The sequence below is a fragment of the Streptomyces sp. NPDC002324 genome (genome assembly GCF_053593335.1).
In genome coordinates this window covers 62,060-76,513 of the sequence record NZ_JBSFCF010000001.1, presented here as the reverse complement: position 1 = coordinate 76,513, position 14,454 = coordinate 62,060, and the positions used below count along the sequence as shown (strand labels likewise).

The window sequence follows — 14,454 nt, the reverse complement described above, 5'->3', positions numbered from 1 at the left end:
ATTCGCGCCCGCCGCGTCTCCTCGACGGCTCATGAACCTCCCGCACCTTCTGAACCTCCCCCCACCGAGGCCCCCATGCCCAGCTCCCCCTCCACCTCCCCGTCCACCGCCCTTCGCGCGAGCGGCCGGCACCGCAAGGCCAAGGCGCCGAACCCGGCGCTGCGACGGGCGGCCGTGCTCGCCGTGGTCGCGCCGGTCGCCGGGACGATCCTGGCCGGCACGTCCGCCTTCGCCGCCGACAAGACGACCGCGAAGCCCGGCGCCACCGAACTCGACGCCGCGGAGCAGAAGATCGCGGACAACCTGAACACGCGCAGCCAGGACACACGCCTCGGCAGCAAGCTCAGTGGTGTCGTCATCGACGCCAAGTCCGACAAGGTGGTGTGGGGTCACGACGCGGACACCGCGCTGATGGCCGCGTCGAACACGAAGCTGGCGACCGCCACCACGGCGCTGACGGTGCTCGGCCCGGACCACCGGTTCACCACGAAGGTGGTGTACGGGGACGGCACGCTCACCCTCGTCGGCGGCGGCGACCGCACGCTGACGACCGCCGACCTCGACGCGCTCGCCAAGACCGCCGTCGCCGGGCTGAAGAACGCCGGCCTCACCTCGGTGAAGGTGCGCATCGACGACAGTCTCTTCCCCGAGCCGACCCTGGCCAACGGCTGGAACACCGGCTACTACCCCGACTCCGTCGCCCCGGTACGCGCGCTGGTCGTCGACTCCCACAACGTCGACGACACCTCCCTCGACGCGGGCGGCGTCTTCGCCGAGCAGCTCGCCGCGCGGGGCGTGACCGTCGACGGCGGGGTCACGCGCGGGGTCGTCGGCACGGGTGACGTGCCGGTCGCGACGCACACCTCGGACAAGCTGTCCACGGTCGTCAAGCAGATGCTCAAGGTCAGCGACAACGACATCGCCGAGTCGCTGCTGAGGCTCACCGCGCTCGGCGCCGGCCGCTCCGCCACCTTCGAGGACGGCACGGCCGTCGTCCGTGACGTCCTCACCCGGTACGGCATCTCGCTCGCGGACTTCGAGATGTACGACGGCAGCGGGCTGTCCCGCGCGACCCGCATCCCGGCGCGGACCATCGCCGACATCGTCGACCTGGCCGCCGACCCCCGGCACGCGCAGACGCTGAAGTACGTCATCGACGGGCTGCCCGTCTCGGGCGAGGCGGGCGCCACGCTGGGCCCGGAGTTCGGCCGCTTCGACACCGCCGACTCCCGGTGCGCCGTCGGTCAGGTCAAGGCCAAGACCGGCACGCTGACCGGCGCCGTGGCCCTGAGCGGTCTGACCAAGGCCCAGGACGGCGAGTGGAAGGTCTTCTCCTTCATCGAGAACGACTCCGCCGCCGGGCCGTCCGACATCAAGGACGCCCTGGACGGCCTCGCGGCCACGGTCAACGGCTGCTGGGTGTAGGGCTGTAGGGCCCACCCCTCAGAACTCCACGGACGCCGGGTGTGGGGACGGCCGGCGTCCGTGGGGCACGTCGGCGCCCGTCAGAGGCCGAACTCCTGCGGCGACAGGTTGAGGGCCGCGCACGCCTCGCGCAGGACCTGCTCCTCGGACTGGGCGATGTACCCGTCCGCGCCCGCCACCACGAAGCCGGTCTGCACGACCGCCCGCGCCTCCGTCGGCTTCTTCGCGGCCTTGGCGATCTCCTGCATGGCCTCGGCCTTGCCCTGCTGGAAGTTCCGGGACAGCAGGTCGACATGCTTGTGGAAGCGCTGCCGCAGCTGGTCGGCCGGGAAGTTCTGCAGGACGTCGTTGTTCAGGATGAGCGACTCCACGTGCGCCCGCTCGTGCTCGTCCACGTTCCCGTCGGCGGCGGCGACCAAGGCGCACATGGCCATGCTGGCGTCCCGGTAGGCCCCGCTCTTCAGCTCCGTCTTGAGGGAGGTGAGCTGGGACTTGAGCGCGCTCACCAGCTGGGCCTTCGAGCCGCCGCCGGGCCGCCCGGAGCCGGAGGACCCCGTGGAGCCCAGGGGCCCCGCGCCGGGCCGCCCGTGTGCGGTGCCGCCCCGCGCTCCCTGCGCCTGCTGCTGCAGACCCTTGGCCTGGTCCTTGATCCGATCCCACATCGCCATGCGTTGCCACCTCGGCTTCAGCCCGTGTCGTGCCGGTCGTTCCGGTCGTCCGCGTGCGTTCCGCACGTCACCCGGTGAACGGCCGCCACCCCCTTCAGAGTTCCGAGGCCCGCGCCGCCGCTGTCAGCGGCCGTTGCCCTTCGCGGGGGCGCGGCGGCGGCCCTGGGAGGGGCGGCTGCGGCGGTTGCGCGACGACGAGGAGGGGCGGCCGGCCGGCTGTGCGGTGACCGGCGGGGCGAGGACGACCGGGACGCCCGAGGGAGCCTGCGCGCCGGTGATGCGGGTCAGGTCGGCGCCGCCGGAGCGGACCCGGGTGGTCGTCGGGGTGATCCCGGCGACGGCCATCAGCCGGGTGACGTCACGGCGCTGGTGCGGCAGGACGAGGGTGACGACCGTGCCGGACTCGCCGGCGCGCGCCGTACGGCCGCCCCGGTGCAGGTAGTCCTTGTGGTCGCCCGGCGGGTCGACGTTGACGACGAGGTCGAGGTCGTCGACGTGGATGCCGCGCGCGGCGACGTTCGTGGCGACCAGCGCCGTCACGTCACCGTCCTTGAACTGGCTCAGGGCCCGGTTGCGCTGGGACTGCGACTTGCCGCCGTGCAGGGCGGCGGCGCGCACGCCGACCGCCAGCAGCTTCTTGACCAGCCGGTCCGTCGCGTGCTTGCTGTCCAGGAACATGATCACCCGGCCCTCACGGGCGGCGATCTCGGTCGTGGTGGCGTGCTTGTCGTCGTCCTCGATGTGCAGCACGTGGTGGTCCATCGTGGTGACGGCGCCCGCGGACGGGTCGACCGAGTGGACGACGGGGTCGTGCAGGTAGTCGCGGACCAGGCGGTCGACGTTGCGGTCGAGGGTGGCCGAGAACAGCAGCCGCTGGCCGCCCGGACGCACCTGGTCGAGCAGCGCGGTCACCTGCGGCATGAAGCCCATGTCCGCCATCTGGTCGGCCTCGTCCAGGACGGTGATCGCGACCTGGTCCAGCCGGCAGTCGGCGCGGTCTATGAGGTCCTTGAGCCGTCCGGGTGTCGCGACGACCACCTCGGCGCCGCCGCGCAGCGCGCTGGCCTGACGTCCGATGGACATGCCGCCGACCACCGTGGCGAGCCGCAGCCGCAGCGCGCGGGCGTACGGGGTGAGGGCGTCGGTGACCTGCTGCGCCAGTTCCCGGGTGGGTACGAGGACGAGGGCGAGCGGCTGGCGGGGTTCGGCCCGCTGCCCGGCCGTACGGGCCAGCAGCGCGAGACCGAAGGCGAGCGTCTTGCCCGACCCGGTGCGTCCGCGGCCGAGGACGTCCCGGCCGGCGAGCGAGTTCGGCAGCGTCGCGGCCTGGATGGGGAAGGGGGCGGTCACCCCTTCGGCGTGGAGGGTCTCCAACAGCCGCCCGGGAAGGTTCAGTTCGTCGAACGTGTCGACCGCGGGCAGCGCGGGCGTGACTGTCACCGGCAGCGCGAACTCCCCACCGACGGCCACGGCGGCGGTCCTGCCGCCTCCGCCTCCGCCTCCGCGACGGCTCCGGCCGTTCTTGGGCGAGCCGTTCTTGGCGCCGCCGGCCTGGGCGGCACCGTTCTTGGACGCGCCGTTCCTGGTCGAACCGTTCCTGGCCGCACGAGAGGGAGCGCCGGGGTTGCCCGAACCTGATCCCGTCCCCGCACCGGCTCCCGTTCCCTGTGCGCGGGTGCGGTTGCCCCGGGAGGTGCCCGCACCGGTGGAGCCCTTGTCCGAGCGGGTGGCAGAGCCCTTCTCCGTACGGGGGCGGGAGGAGCTGCTGCTGTTGGTACGAGCCGTGCGGTTCATGGGGACCTTCCTTGATGCGGCGACGCCGGTCACACACGAGCCGGGGCCCGCACCTTTCGGGCGCGGGCCCCGGCTCATGCGTACGCGTCAGAGTCAGGCGGGAACGATGTTCTCGGCCTGGGGGCCCTTCTGGCCCTGCGTGACGTCGAAGGTCACCTTCTGGCCTTCCTGAAGCTCACGGAAGCCGGAGGTGGCGATGTTCGAGTAGTGGGCGAAGACGTCGGGGCCGCCACCCTCCTGCTCGATGAAGCCGAAGCCCTTTTCCGAGTTGAACCACTTCACGGTGCCGGATGCCATGCTGTAACTCCCTTGATGCAGTGCCCGGAGTCCACACTTTGCGGACCCGGTGTCGCAGCACGGTTCGACCCGACGGGAAGTTTCAACGTCCCGAAAGTCCCGGAAACAACAAAGAGTGCTCGTCGACGGAAGGTCGAAGAGCACTCAGAAGCCTCTGGTAACCAAAACTGCCACTTCATGGCAAGGTAGCACAGGCTGGGGGTGACTGGTGTGAGACATGGGCCACCCCCAGCGAAAATTTCCGCCGCGAGCCGCGAGCCGCGAACCGTGCGTCAGTCGGCGGCCGGGGGCGGAGGCGGTGGCTGACGCGGCACCGCGGGCGGTGCCGACGGGTACGGCTGGGCCACGGGCGTGCCTGGCGCGCCCGGCACGCCGGGGACCGCCTGCCAGTGCTGCGCGGGCTGAGGGGCCTGTGGGGCCTGGAACGCGGCCCGGGCGGGGCCGGGGAAGGGGGCGGCGGGGCCGCGGAGGGTGAGGACGCTGGTCACGGCGGCGCCGAGGGCGAGCAGCAGGGCGAAGGTCAGCAGATAGAAGCCGGGGCCGAAGGTCGTGGTCCGGCCGTCCCCGTCCCACTGGGTGTCGTTGACGGCGTCCGTCAGTACGGTGAGCGACGTGCCGAACAGCAGTACCGCTCCGGCGATGCCGAGCGCGGGCCCCAGCGGGAACGACCGGCTGCGGCCGGACAGGAGGAGCACGGCGGCGGTGATGGCCAGCAGGCCGCCGAGGAGTAGCGGGACCCCCGAGAACTGCGTGACCGAGGTCGGCCCGTCGGTCGCTCCCGAGCTGGAGTAGGACCAGGCCGTCGCGACGCTCTCGAAGACCGGTTCCCCCTTCCCTCCGTCGCCGAGGTACTGGAGCGACTTGTCCAGGGTGGCGAACGAGCCGCCGATGGCGAGGAGGGCGCCGAGTATCAGCAGGGCGCCGGCCGCGCGGGCGGTCGTCCCCGCCGGGGTCCCCGGCGGGGCGGGCGGTCTTCCGTATCCGGCGGGCGGTGTGGTCGCGTAGGGAGAGGGGGCCCCTTGGTGCGGGGGCGGAGGGGCGGGTGGGCCCGTGTACGGGCCGGGCTGAGTCGGTTCCGTCATCATCCGATCATAGGGAGCGGAGATCGTGTGCATAAGGTGAAGTCACCCCGCACATAAGGGAGTTGAGTCTAGGATTCCCGCCCTCGTTCTTCGGTCGTGATATCGGATCTGCATACGTCGATCGCAAAGCATCACTGTGCGACCAAAATTCGTTACTCTCCGGGCATGGCTCTCCTCGGTCGCCGGCGCAGCACGACCAGACTCGCTCCCGAACTCGACGACACCGACCTCGGGAAGGTGCGCAAGCGTCTTGTGGAGAGGGGGAGTTCGGGTGGCCGCAGTCTCGCGGTGGCCATGATCGAGCAACTGCTCCGCGACAGCGGCCGGGACTGGGACCGCCGGTCCCACCGGCTGAGCGTCCTCGCGGAGTCGTCCTCACCGCCCCTGCAGCGCTCCTGGGCCGAGGAACAGCCGCAGGACCCGGACGCGCAACTGCTGTTCGCCTGGGGCGTCCTGCTGCGTGCGCGGTACGAGGCGCAGCCGGTGCCGGGGGAGACCCGGGAGGCGCTCGACGCCTGCGAACGCGCCGTCGCGCTGCGGCCCGAGGACCCCACCCCGTGGGTGGTGCGGCTCGGACTGCTGCGGCTGTGGCGGCGGCCGGCCGCGGAGGTCTTCCCGCTCTGGGACGAGATCGTCCGGCGCGATCCCTGGCACCGCGAGGCCCACTTCCAGATGCTGGGCTATCTGTCGCCGTGGGAGTGCGGTTCGCACGCGCAGACCGTCGACTTCCTGGACCGGGTACGCGCGGGCGCGGCGCCCACGGCGCCGACGGCGGGCCTGGAGATCGCGGCCCTCATCGACCTCTACCAGGGCACCCTCGACCAGGGCGGCCTCGAAGCGCTCACCGCCGTGCATCTGTGGAGCCGGCCCAACGCGGTGGCGGCCCTGGGCCGGGCGCTGGCCGACTGGCCCCGCCCCGGGTATCTGACCCACGCGGGGGCCGTCGCCGACCTGAACCTGCTGGCGTACGCGATGGTGCAGGCGAAGCGGGCGGGGGAGGCGGGTGAGGTGTTCCGCGCGATCGGGGGCCTCGCGACGGCGTACCCGTGGGGCCTGGAGAGCGGCGACCCGGTCACGTCCTTCACCAACTGGCAGCAGCGCGCGACGAGCTGACTCTCGGGCCGGCTCGGTGTGTTGTCGGGCCCTGGCGGGCCAGAAAAGCAGTGGGCGCGGCCCCTGCTTTTCAGGGGTGCGGGGAACTGCGCGAGAAGCCCCACCGGACCCGCACCCGACAGCGCACCGAGCCACCCACGTGCCCCCGGCCGACCCGCCGGGGGCACCCGCTTCCTAACGCCTGCTCGGCGCCCGTGCCAGCAGGGGCATCGCCATGCCCGCCAGCAGCGCACCCGGCACGGCCAGGCCGAGCCAGACGGCCGTGGCGGTGTCACCGCCGATGAGGGTGGTGAAGTTGGAGACGATCAGCCAGATGGCACCGGCTATGCCGCCCGCGCCCAGGGCCGGGGCGATCAGGGTGTTCCACAGCCGGGTGTCACCGGACTGCTCTCGGCGGAAGTACACGATGACCGACACGGACGTCAGCAAGTACAGCAGCATGATCGCCAGCACGGCGAGACCGCTCAGCCAGGAGAAGAGGGTGAGGACGGGGTCCTTGCCCGCCAGGGCGAAGGGGAAGACCAGCAGCGCGGCGATGCCGGTCTGCGCGACACCCGCGAGCCACGGCGACTGGCGGCCGTTGAGCGTGCTGAGCGCGCGCGGCAGCAGGCCCTCCCGGCCCAGGGAGAACAGATAGCGGTTGGCGGAGTTGTGGAAGGCCAGGATGCTGGCGAAGAGCGAGGTGGCCAGCAGGATCGGCAGCGCGTCCCCCGCCCACGCGCCCAGCTCCGCGGCGACCGGCACGGCGACGAAGGCCGCCCCGTCCCCGGCCTCCAGGGCCTTGCCCGCGGCGGCCGCGCTGGAGGACGGGCCGTGCGCGGAGATGAGCATCCAGGACGTGAAGGCGAAGAACGCGGTGACCAGGACGACCGCGAGATAGGTGGCCCGGGGGACCGTCCTGTGCGGCTCGCGCGCCTCCTCGCCGTAGATCGCGGTCGCCTCGAAGCCGAACATCGACGCCACCGCGAACATCAGCGCCACCCCGGGCGCCCCCTCCAGCGCCGCCGACAGGGAGAAGGAGGAGCCCGGCGCCAGTCCTTCGGGGCCGCCGCCCTTGAGGAGCATCACCACGCCGAACACCAGCAGCAGGCTGATCTCGGCCAGCACGAACACCGCGAGGACCTTGGCGCCCACGTCGACGCCGGTCGCGCCGAGTCCCTGCACGATCGCCATCGTGCCGAGCGCGAACAGCCACCAGGGCACGTCCGTCTCCAGGTACTGCAGGGCCAGCCCGTTCATCACCGCGCCGAACAGGCCGTACACCGCCGCCTGGATGGCGTGGTAGGCGAGCAGTGCCACACCCGCGCTGCCCGCGGCGGCCGTACCGCCGAGGCCCTTGCCGACGTAGGAGTAGAAGGCGCCCGCGTCGACCACATGGCGGCCCATGGCGACGTACCCGACGGAGAAGAGCAGGACGACCACACCGGCCACGACGTACATCGCCGGGACGCCCGGACCGTTGCCGATGGCTATCGCCACCGGGGCCGCCCCCGCCACACCGGTCAGCGGCGCCTGCGCGGAGAGCACGAAGAAGAGGATGCCCAGGACGCCGAGCGCGTTCTGTTTGAGGGAGCCGGTGGACGCGTAACCGTCGCCGGCCGCGTGCCGCATTCTGGACGCACTTGTAGACATGCCTCACCTGTCGGGCGGAAGAGAAGGATGTGGTTTCGGCTCAAACGAGCTGCCCCATGTTTGCCCCAACAGGCCTGCCTGGCAAGGGAGTGACACGTGTAGGGCCACAGATTGTTCGGGTGCTTACGACGTTCCGTGCGCGCCGGGCGTCCTCGGTCCGGCGCCGCGCCCGCCGCTGAGGTGCCGATGCCCGGTTGGCGGTCCCGAAATAGAGTGAAAAGGATGCAAACGGACATATTAAAGGTAGCGATGAGAGCCTCGGCGAGGGTGGGCTCGGGCGAGAGTGAGATGAGCGGCCATGAAACGGCATGTCGTCGGCGGACCGGGAGCCGATCCGGGCCCGGACACGGTGGGTGAGGCACCCACCGCGCGAGCCACCGTCGACGAACAGGGCACCGTGACCGGCTGGAGTGCCGGCGCCGAGCGGCTGCTCGGATACACGCCGGCGCAGATCCTGGGCCGGCGGGCCGCCGCGCTGCTCGCCGAGGAGCCCTCGCCGAGCACCCTCCCGTCCTTCTCCGACCTGCCGAGATGGCACGGCACGCTCGTCCTGCGGCACCGGGACGGGCGCCGCGTGGAGGTCAGGGTCCTGGCGCACCACCGCACGTCGTACTGCGGGACCCGCGACTGGTTTCTGGTCTCCGCCCTCACGGGCGCCCGGCCCCGCCCCGGCGACGACGCGCTCGCGCTCCACGGGTTCCTCGACTCCCCGTGCTGCGCGACCTCCGTGCACGACACGGACCTGCGCTTTCGCCGGTCCAACCTGGCCTCGGGAGGTGCCCTCGGGCTGGGCGACGACGATCTGCGCGGGCTGCGGATGACGGAGGCGTTGGACGACCCCATCGGCGGGGAGGTCGAGCGGCTGATGCGGCGGGCCCTGGAGACCGGCGAGCCGCAGTACCTGGAGAACCACGCGCGCGCCCCCGGCGAGAGCCGCGACCACGCCTGGTCGGTGCACATCTACCGGCTGGAGGACGACGACGGCCGCGTCCTCGGCGTGGCCTCCACCGGGCACGACATGACGGAGCAGTACTGGGCCCGCAAACGCCTCCAGCTGATCGCCGAGGCCGGCCGGCGCATCGGCAGCACCCTCGACGTGACCCGGACCGCGCAGGAACTGGCGGACATCGCGGCCCCGGACCTCGCCGACTTCGTCAGCGTCGACCTGCTGGCGTCCCTCGACGACGTCCACGAGCCGCCCCCGCACGCCCCGGCCGCCGGACGCGCCCTCGCGCTGCGGCGCATCGCCCACCAGTCCGTGCTGCCGGGGAGCCCGGAGGCGGTCGTCGCGCCGGGCGAGGTGGACGAGTACCCGGACGGCTCGCCGCCGGTGGAGAGCCTGCGCTCGGGCCGCGCCATGCTGTACCAGGTGACCGATCCCGCGATCGCCGACTGGGTGGCCCAGGACCCGCTCCGGACCTCCCGTATCCGCGACTTCGGGTTCCACTCGGTGATGACCGTGCCCCTGTCGGCACGCGGAACCACTTTGGGCGTCGTCGTCTTCGCCCGTCACCGGCACCCCGACTCCTTCCAGGACGACGACCTCGTCCTGGCCGAGGAACTGGCGGCCCGCGCGGCGGTCAGCATCGACAACGCCCTGCGCTACACCCGCGAACGCGGTACGGCCGTCACGCTGCAGCGCAGCCTGCTGCCGCGGAGCCTGCCCGAGCAGGACGCGGTCGAGGTCGCCTCGCGCTATCTGCCGGCCGGCGCCCGCGCCGGGGTGGGCGGCGACTGGTTCGACGTGATCCCGCTGTCGGGGGCCAGGGTGGCGCTGGTCGTCGGAGACGTCGTGGGCCACGGCATCCACGCCTCCGCGACCATGGGCCGACTGCGCACCGCCGTCCGCACCCTCGCCGACATCGACCTGCCCCCCGACGAACTGCTCACGCACCTCGACGACCTCGTGGCCCGGCTGGCCACCGAGGCGGAGGCCGGCGCGGAGCTGGCCGCCGAGGAAGGGGAGGCGGCAGGGGACGCGACCGCGGGCGTCGTCGGGGCGACGTGCCTGTACGCCGTGTACGACCCCGTCTCGCGCCGGTGCACGCTCGCCCGGGCGGGGCATCCGCTGCCGGTCGTGGTGAGCCCGGACGGCTCCGCCGAACTGCTCGACATGCCGGCGGGACCCCCGCTGGGCCTGGGCGGACTGCCCTTCGAGTCGCTGGAGACGGAACTGCCGGAGGGCGGCCTGCTCGCCCTCTACACCGACGGGCTGATCGAGTCCCGCCGCGGTGACGACAACGGTGACGGTTCCGGCAGCGGGGAACGAGCCGGCATCGACGACGGCATCACCCGCCTGCGTCAGGCCCTCGCCGCCCCCGACGCCTCCCTGGACGCCCTGTGCGACCGGGTCCTGGACGCCGTACTGCCGCGGCTGCCGACCGACGACGTGGCCCTGCTGCTCGCCCGGCCCCGCGCACTCGACCCCGAACGGGTCGCCACCTGGGAGGTGTCCCCGAACCCGTCCGCCGTCGCGGACGCCCGCAAGAACGCCCTGGGCCGACTGGAGAGGTGGGGACTCAACGACGCGGCCTTCGTCACCGAGCTGGTCGTGAGCGAACTGGTCACCAACGCCATCCGGCACGCCCAACCGCCCGTACGGCTGCGCCTGATCCACGACCGGAGCCTCATCTGCGAGGTCTCGGACGCCAGCAGCACGGCACCCCACATGCGCCGCGCCCGCAGCTACGACGAAGGGGGTCGGGGCCTGCTCCTGGTCGCCCAGCTGACCCGCCGCTGGGGCACCCGTCCCACCCCCACGGGCAAGACGATCTGGACGGAACAGGCCCTCGATTGACCGGACGACCCCGCGGTAGGGGCTACGGCCTGCCCTGCTGGGGTCCGGTCAGGGTGTCGGCGGCGTGCCGGGGGCCGTGCCCCGAGGAGAACTGGCCGACGAGTTCACGGAAACAGACGAGGGCGGTGATCGGAGGGATGCCGACGATCACCATGGCCAGCACGGAACTCGTCGACTGGCCGATGCACAGCGCCACCGCCGTGCCGGAGCAGATGAGCATCACGGCCCAGGACTTCCGGGCGGTCCGCTGCTGGACGGACGCCCGCAGGATGGACAGACCCGCCAGGAGCCATGGCCCGTACACGGTCAGGGGCCACCATCGGGCCAGATGCTCCGCCACGACCAGCAGGGCGATGCCGCGAAGCTGACCGTACGAATAGGAGACGGACCAATAAAGCATTGTCAGTGCGCACACGGCGATTGTCGTAATTAAGAAAAAGACAGGGACGATCCTAGGGTTTTTCGAAAGCATGTGGGCGCCCGGGCGTGGCCGCCGCCGGCTGACCGGACGGCGCGGGAGGTCGCGTACGTCCGGCAGGGGAGGGACGGGGACCTCCACGGCGTGTGTCACGTAAGGCATGTGGATCAGCTCGTCGTTCGGGTCCCACACACCGGACGACGCCCTCGGACCGGGGAGCCAGATGGGCTGCGTCTCGAACGGCTGGGCCCCGTCGAAGTGATGGTCCACCGGGTCGTAATCGGTTCTCATTTTGTATCCAGTCCATTCGGGATCCGCTTTTCCGACCGGTACGCGAGGAGTCGATACCTGATTTTGGGCATTCGGGAGAATAGCGATCGGCGGCGATTTTCGCGAGTTTCGAATCGCGGTGGATGGCCGATGAAATGGGGCGGGTGCGGTCGGCTCCGAACGAGTGGACTCGCCTCGACGCGTCCTGGACGGCGCTCGTTGTCCGGGGCCCGGATGGTGACGTTGGCCCCTCTGGTCCCCGCTCCGGAAGAGGCCCCCCGCATGCGATGTACGCCCTACCGCCGTCTGTTCGTCGCCGCCGTGCTGGCGGCATCCGTGCTGGTCCCGATGGCGGTGACGCCCGCCGCGACCGTCCACGCCGCGGCCGCCGGCCGCCACGACACCGGCGGCCGCCACGACACCGCCGGCCGCCACGACAACGGCGACCGCGACGGCGAGCGCGACCACGGCGAGCGCGACCGCCACGACAAGGGCGACTGTCCGTCGGGCGGTCTCGGCCGCTCGCTGACCGCCCGGCTGGACAGGGCCGTCGCGGACGTCCGCCGTGAGGCCGGCATCCCCGGCGTCGTCGTCGGGCTGTGGATGCCGGGGCAGGGGTGCTACGTCCGCGCGACCGGGGTCGCCGACACCGCCACCGGCAGGCCCATGACCACCGACCAGTACGTGCGGATCGGCAGCGAGACCAAGACCTTCACGGTCACCGCCCTGCTCGAACTCCTCGACGACCGCCGGATCCGGCTCGACAGCCCCGTCTCCCGCTATGTGCGCGGCGTGCCGAACGGCGACAGGATCACGTTGCGTCATCTCGCGGAGATGCGCAGCGGACTGTTCCCGTACAGCGCCGACTCGGACTTCGTGCGGGCCCTGCTGAGCGACCCGAGCCGCTCGTTCACCCCGCGCGAGTTGCTCGCGTACGCCTTCCGGCACCAGAACACCTTTGCGCCGGGTGAGCGGTTCCAGTACTCCAACACCAACCTCGTCCTGCTCGGTCTGGTGATCGAGAAGGTCGGTGGGCGGCCGCTGGCCGAGTTCATCCACGAGCGGGTGCTGCGCCCGGCCCGGTTGCGGCACACGCTGTTCCCCGAGGGCCGCGAGTTCCCCGAGCCGCACGCGCGCGGCTACACCGACCAGACGCTGAGCGGTGAGGTCGAGGACGCCACGGACTGGAACCCCGGCTGGGCCTGGGCGGCCGGGGCGATGATCTCGGACCTGCACGACCTGCGCCGCTGGGCCCGGATCGTCGCCACCGGGACGCTGCTCAGCCCGCAGACCCAGCGGGAGCGGCTCAGGATGCTGCCGACCGGCTTCCCCGGCACCAGCTACGGCCTCGGCATCTTCGAGACCGGCGGCTGGATCGGGCACAACGGCTCCATCCCGGGCTACCAGACCGTCACCGTGTACCTGCCCTCGCGCAAGGCCACCCTGGTGCTGTTGCTGAACACCGACATCACCCACGACGGCCAGGAGCCGTCCTCGCTGCTGGCCCGCGCGATCACGGAGATCGTCACCCCGGACAACGTGTACGACCGCCCCGCGCCCCCGCGCTGACTCGTATGCGCCGAATGTGGCAAATGGGGCACCTGTACGCATAGGCGGGAATCAGCCGGATACCCGCCCGCCATGATGCGGACGTTGAAACGACATGACAAGCGGCCCGACGTCGAACAGGGCGTCGGGCCGGACGAGCAGGTGGAGCGGCGGGCCCCCGACAGCCCCACGGACCTGTCCGGCCGCTCCTGGCGGTCGGTGCTGAAAGGCACCCTGAAGGAGTTCAAGAAGGACGAGCTGACCGACCGGGCGGCGGCGCTGACCTACTACGGCATCCTGGCCCTGTTCCCGGCGCTGCTGGCTCTCGTGTCCCTGCTGGGGATCGTCGGGGAGTCGGCGACGCAGCAGGTGCTGGACAACATCCAGAAGCTGGCCCCCGGCGCCGCCCGGGACGTGCTGACCAACGCCGTCCAGCAGATGCAGAGCAATTCCGGACTCGGCTCGATCATGGCGATCGTGGGTCTGGTGCTCGCGGTGTGGTCGGCCTCCGGGTATGTCGCGGCGTTCATCAGGAGCGCGAACGCGGTGTACGACGTCCCCGAGGGGCGCCCGGTGTGGAAGGTGCTGCCGGTCCGGGTCGGTGTGACGGTCGTGCTGATGGTCATGGCCGTGATCAGCGCGCTGATCGTGGTGTTCACCGGCGGCCTCGCGCGCGAGGTGGGCACCGCGCTCGGGGTCGGCGACACGGCACTCACCGTGTGGTCGATCGCGAAGTGGCCGGTGCTGCTCCTGCTGGTCACGATCATGATCGCGGTCCTCTACTGGGCCACCCCGAACGCCAAGAGCCGCGGCTTCCGCTGGATCACCCCGGGCAGTTTCCTCGCCCTGCTGATCTGGATGGCCGCCTCCGCCGGGTTCGCCTTCTACGTGGCGAACTTCGGGTCGTACAACAAGACGTACGGCGCCCTCGCGGGTGTGATCATCTTCCTGGTCTGGCTGTGGATCACCAACCTGGCGATCCTGCTGGGCCTGGAGTTCGACGCGGAGCTGGCCCGGCGGCGGGCCGTCGAGGGCGGTCATCCCCCGCACGAGGAGCCGTACGTCCAGCCGCGTGACACGCGGAAGTGGGACGAGGACGACCGGCGCCGCCTCGGATCCTGAAGGAGTCGGTGATGAAGGTCTCCAAGGTCGTCTACAAGCCCCTCGGTCTCGCGCTGGGCGCCCTCAGCGGTGCCCTGGCCGGCGGGGTGTTCAAGCAGGTGTGGAAGAAGCTCGGGCACGACGAGGACGCCCCCGACGCCACCGACGAGGGCCGCGCCTGGCGCGAGGTCGTGTCGGCGGCCGTCCTGCAGGGCGCGATCTTCGCCGGCGTCAAGGCCGTGGTGGACCGCGGCGGTGCGGTCGCGAGCCGCAGACTGACCGGCACCTGGCCGGGCTGACCCTCAGCCC

At 71.7% G+C, this 14,454-nt stretch carries 12 protein-coding genes; 6 read left to right on the top strand and 6 right to left on the bottom strand.

Annotated features, from left to right (window positions below; all coding sequences use genetic code 11):
• The first annotated feature begins 75 nt into the window (after positions 1-75).
• Positions 76-1,425: a D-alanyl-D-alanine carboxypeptidase/D-alanyl-D-alanine endopeptidase gene (gene dacB, locus ACWCRJ_RS00365; RefSeq protein ID WP_450937152.1), complete on the top strand. Its 1,350-nt coding sequence runs from the start codon at positions 76-78 to the stop codon at positions 1,423-1,425.
• 80 nt (positions 1,426-1,505) lie between these two features.
• On the opposite strand, the gene ACWCRJ_RS00360 is transcribed toward dacB, so the two are convergent.
• The 4 genes from ACWCRJ_RS00360 to ACWCRJ_RS00345 form a co-directional block, all read right to left on the bottom strand.
• Positions 1,506-2,093, bottom strand: coding sequence for a tellurite resistance TerB family protein (locus ACWCRJ_RS00360; RefSeq protein WP_450937151.1), 588 nt, complete (start codon positions 2,091-2,093; stop codon positions 1,506-1,508).
• A gap of 123 nt (positions 2,094-2,216) precedes the next feature.
• Complete coding sequence (locus ACWCRJ_RS00355) at positions 2,217-3,887, bottom strand: DEAD/DEAH box helicase (protein ID WP_450937150.1); 1,671 nt, start codon at positions 3,885-3,887, stop codon at positions 2,217-2,219.
• Positions 3,888-3,980: 93 nt separating this feature from the next.
• Positions 3,981-4,184 carry a cold-shock protein gene (locus ACWCRJ_RS00350; protein WP_005483357.1) on the bottom strand — a complete coding sequence of 68 codons (204 nt, stop codon included), beginning with the start codon at positions 4,182-4,184 and terminating at the stop codon, positions 3,981-3,983.
• Between the two features lie 272 nt (positions 4,185-4,456).
• A complete protein-coding gene (locus ACWCRJ_RS00345) occupies positions 4,457-5,266 on the bottom strand; it encodes a hypothetical protein (protein WP_450937149.1) in 810 nt (269 codons plus the stop codon).
• 165 nt (positions 5,267-5,431) lie between these two features.
• Between ACWCRJ_RS00345 and ACWCRJ_RS00340 the strand changes: the two genes are divergently transcribed.
• Positions 5,432-6,379 carry a hypothetical protein gene (locus ACWCRJ_RS00340; protein WP_450937148.1) on the top strand — a complete coding sequence of 316 codons (948 nt, stop codon included), beginning with the start codon at positions 5,432-5,434 and terminating at the stop codon, positions 6,377-6,379.
• 174 nt (positions 6,380-6,553) lie between these two features.
• On the opposite strand, the gene ACWCRJ_RS00335 is transcribed toward ACWCRJ_RS00340, so the two are convergent.
• A complete protein-coding gene (locus ACWCRJ_RS00335) occupies positions 6,554-7,990 on the bottom strand; it encodes an APC family permease (RefSeq protein ID WP_450937581.1) in 1,437 nt (478 codons plus the stop codon).
• A gap of 319 nt (positions 7,991-8,309) precedes the next feature.
• Between ACWCRJ_RS00335 and ACWCRJ_RS00330 the strand changes: the two genes are divergently transcribed.
• Positions 8,310-10,808, top strand: coding sequence for a SpoIIE family protein phosphatase (locus ACWCRJ_RS00330; protein ID WP_450937147.1), 2,499 nt, complete (start codon positions 8,310-8,312; stop codon positions 10,806-10,808).
• 22 nt (positions 10,809-10,830) lie between these two features.
• Here the strand turns inward: ACWCRJ_RS00330 and ACWCRJ_RS00325 are convergent, their stop codons facing one another.
• A complete protein-coding gene (locus ACWCRJ_RS00325) occupies positions 10,831-11,208 on the bottom strand; it encodes a DUF2637 domain-containing protein (RefSeq protein WP_450937146.1) in 378 nt (125 codons plus the stop codon).
• A gap of 570 nt (positions 11,209-11,778) precedes the next feature.
• On the opposite strand from ACWCRJ_RS00325, the gene ACWCRJ_RS00320 reads away from it, so the two are divergent.
• The 3 genes from ACWCRJ_RS00320 (at position 11,779) to ACWCRJ_RS00310 (ending at position 14,444) form a co-directional block, all read left to right on the top strand.
• Positions 11,779-13,065 carry a serine hydrolase domain-containing protein gene (locus tag ACWCRJ_RS00320; protein ID WP_450937145.1) on the top strand — a complete coding sequence of 429 codons (1,287 nt, stop codon included), beginning with the start codon at positions 11,779-11,781 and terminating at the stop codon, positions 13,063-13,065.
• A gap of 72 nt (positions 13,066-13,137) precedes the next feature.
• Positions 13,138-14,166 carry a YihY/virulence factor BrkB family protein gene (locus tag ACWCRJ_RS00315; RefSeq protein ID WP_450937144.1) on the top strand — a complete coding sequence of 343 codons (1,029 nt, stop codon included), beginning with the start codon at positions 13,138-13,140 and terminating at the stop codon, positions 14,164-14,166.
• Between the two features lie 11 nt (positions 14,167-14,177).
• A complete protein-coding gene (locus ACWCRJ_RS00310) occupies positions 14,178-14,444 on the top strand; it encodes a DUF4235 domain-containing protein (protein ID WP_450937143.1) in 267 nt (88 codons plus the stop codon).
• The last annotated feature ends 10 nt before the right edge of the window (positions 14,445-14,454 follow it).

Bases quoted from the DNA above. Each gene is read 5' to 3' on its own strand.
- ACWCRJ_RS00310 (WP_450937143.1), top strand. From the start codon at position 14,178: ATGAAGGTCTCCAAGGTCGTCTACAAGCCCCTCGGTCTCGCGCTGGGC.
- ACWCRJ_RS00315 (WP_450937144.1), top strand. From the start codon at position 13,138: ATGATGCGGACGTTGAAACGACATGACAAGCGGCCCGACGTCGAACAG.
- ACWCRJ_RS00360 (WP_450937151.1), bottom strand. From the start codon at position 2,093: ATGGCGATGTGGGATCGGATCAAGGACCAGGCCAAGGGTCTGCAGCAG.
- ACWCRJ_RS00345 (WP_450937149.1), bottom strand. From the start codon at position 5,266: ATGACGGAACCGACTCAGCCCGGCCCGTACACGGGCCCACCCGCCCCT.
- ACWCRJ_RS00330 (WP_450937147.1), top strand. From the start codon at position 8,310: ATGAAACGGCATGTCGTCGGCGGACCGGGAGCCGATCCGGGCCCGGAC.
- ACWCRJ_RS00355 (WP_450937150.1), bottom strand. From the start codon at position 3,887: ATGAACCGCACGGCTCGTACCAACAGCAGCAGCTCCTCCCGCCCCCGT.
- ACWCRJ_RS00325 (WP_450937146.1), bottom strand. From the start codon at position 11,208: ATGCTTTATTGGTCCGTCTCCTATTCGTACGGTCAGCTTCGCGGCATC.
- ACWCRJ_RS00350 (WP_005483357.1), bottom strand. From the start codon at position 4,184: ATGGCATCCGGCACCGTGAAGTGGTTCAACTCGGAAAAGGGCTTCGGC.
- ACWCRJ_RS00320 (WP_450937145.1), top strand. From the start codon at position 11,779: ATGCGATGTACGCCCTACCGCCGTCTGTTCGTCGCCGCCGTGCTGGCG.
- dacB (WP_450937152.1), top strand. From the start codon at position 76: ATGCCCAGCTCCCCCTCCACCTCCCCGTCCACCGCCCTTCGCGCGAGC.
- ACWCRJ_RS00340 (WP_450937148.1), top strand. From the start codon at position 5,432: ATGGCTCTCCTCGGTCGCCGGCGCAGCACGACCAGACTCGCTCCCGAA.
- ACWCRJ_RS00335 (WP_450937581.1), bottom strand. From the start codon at position 7,990: ATGCGGCACGCGGCCGGCGACGGTTACGCGTCCACCGGCTCCCTCAAA.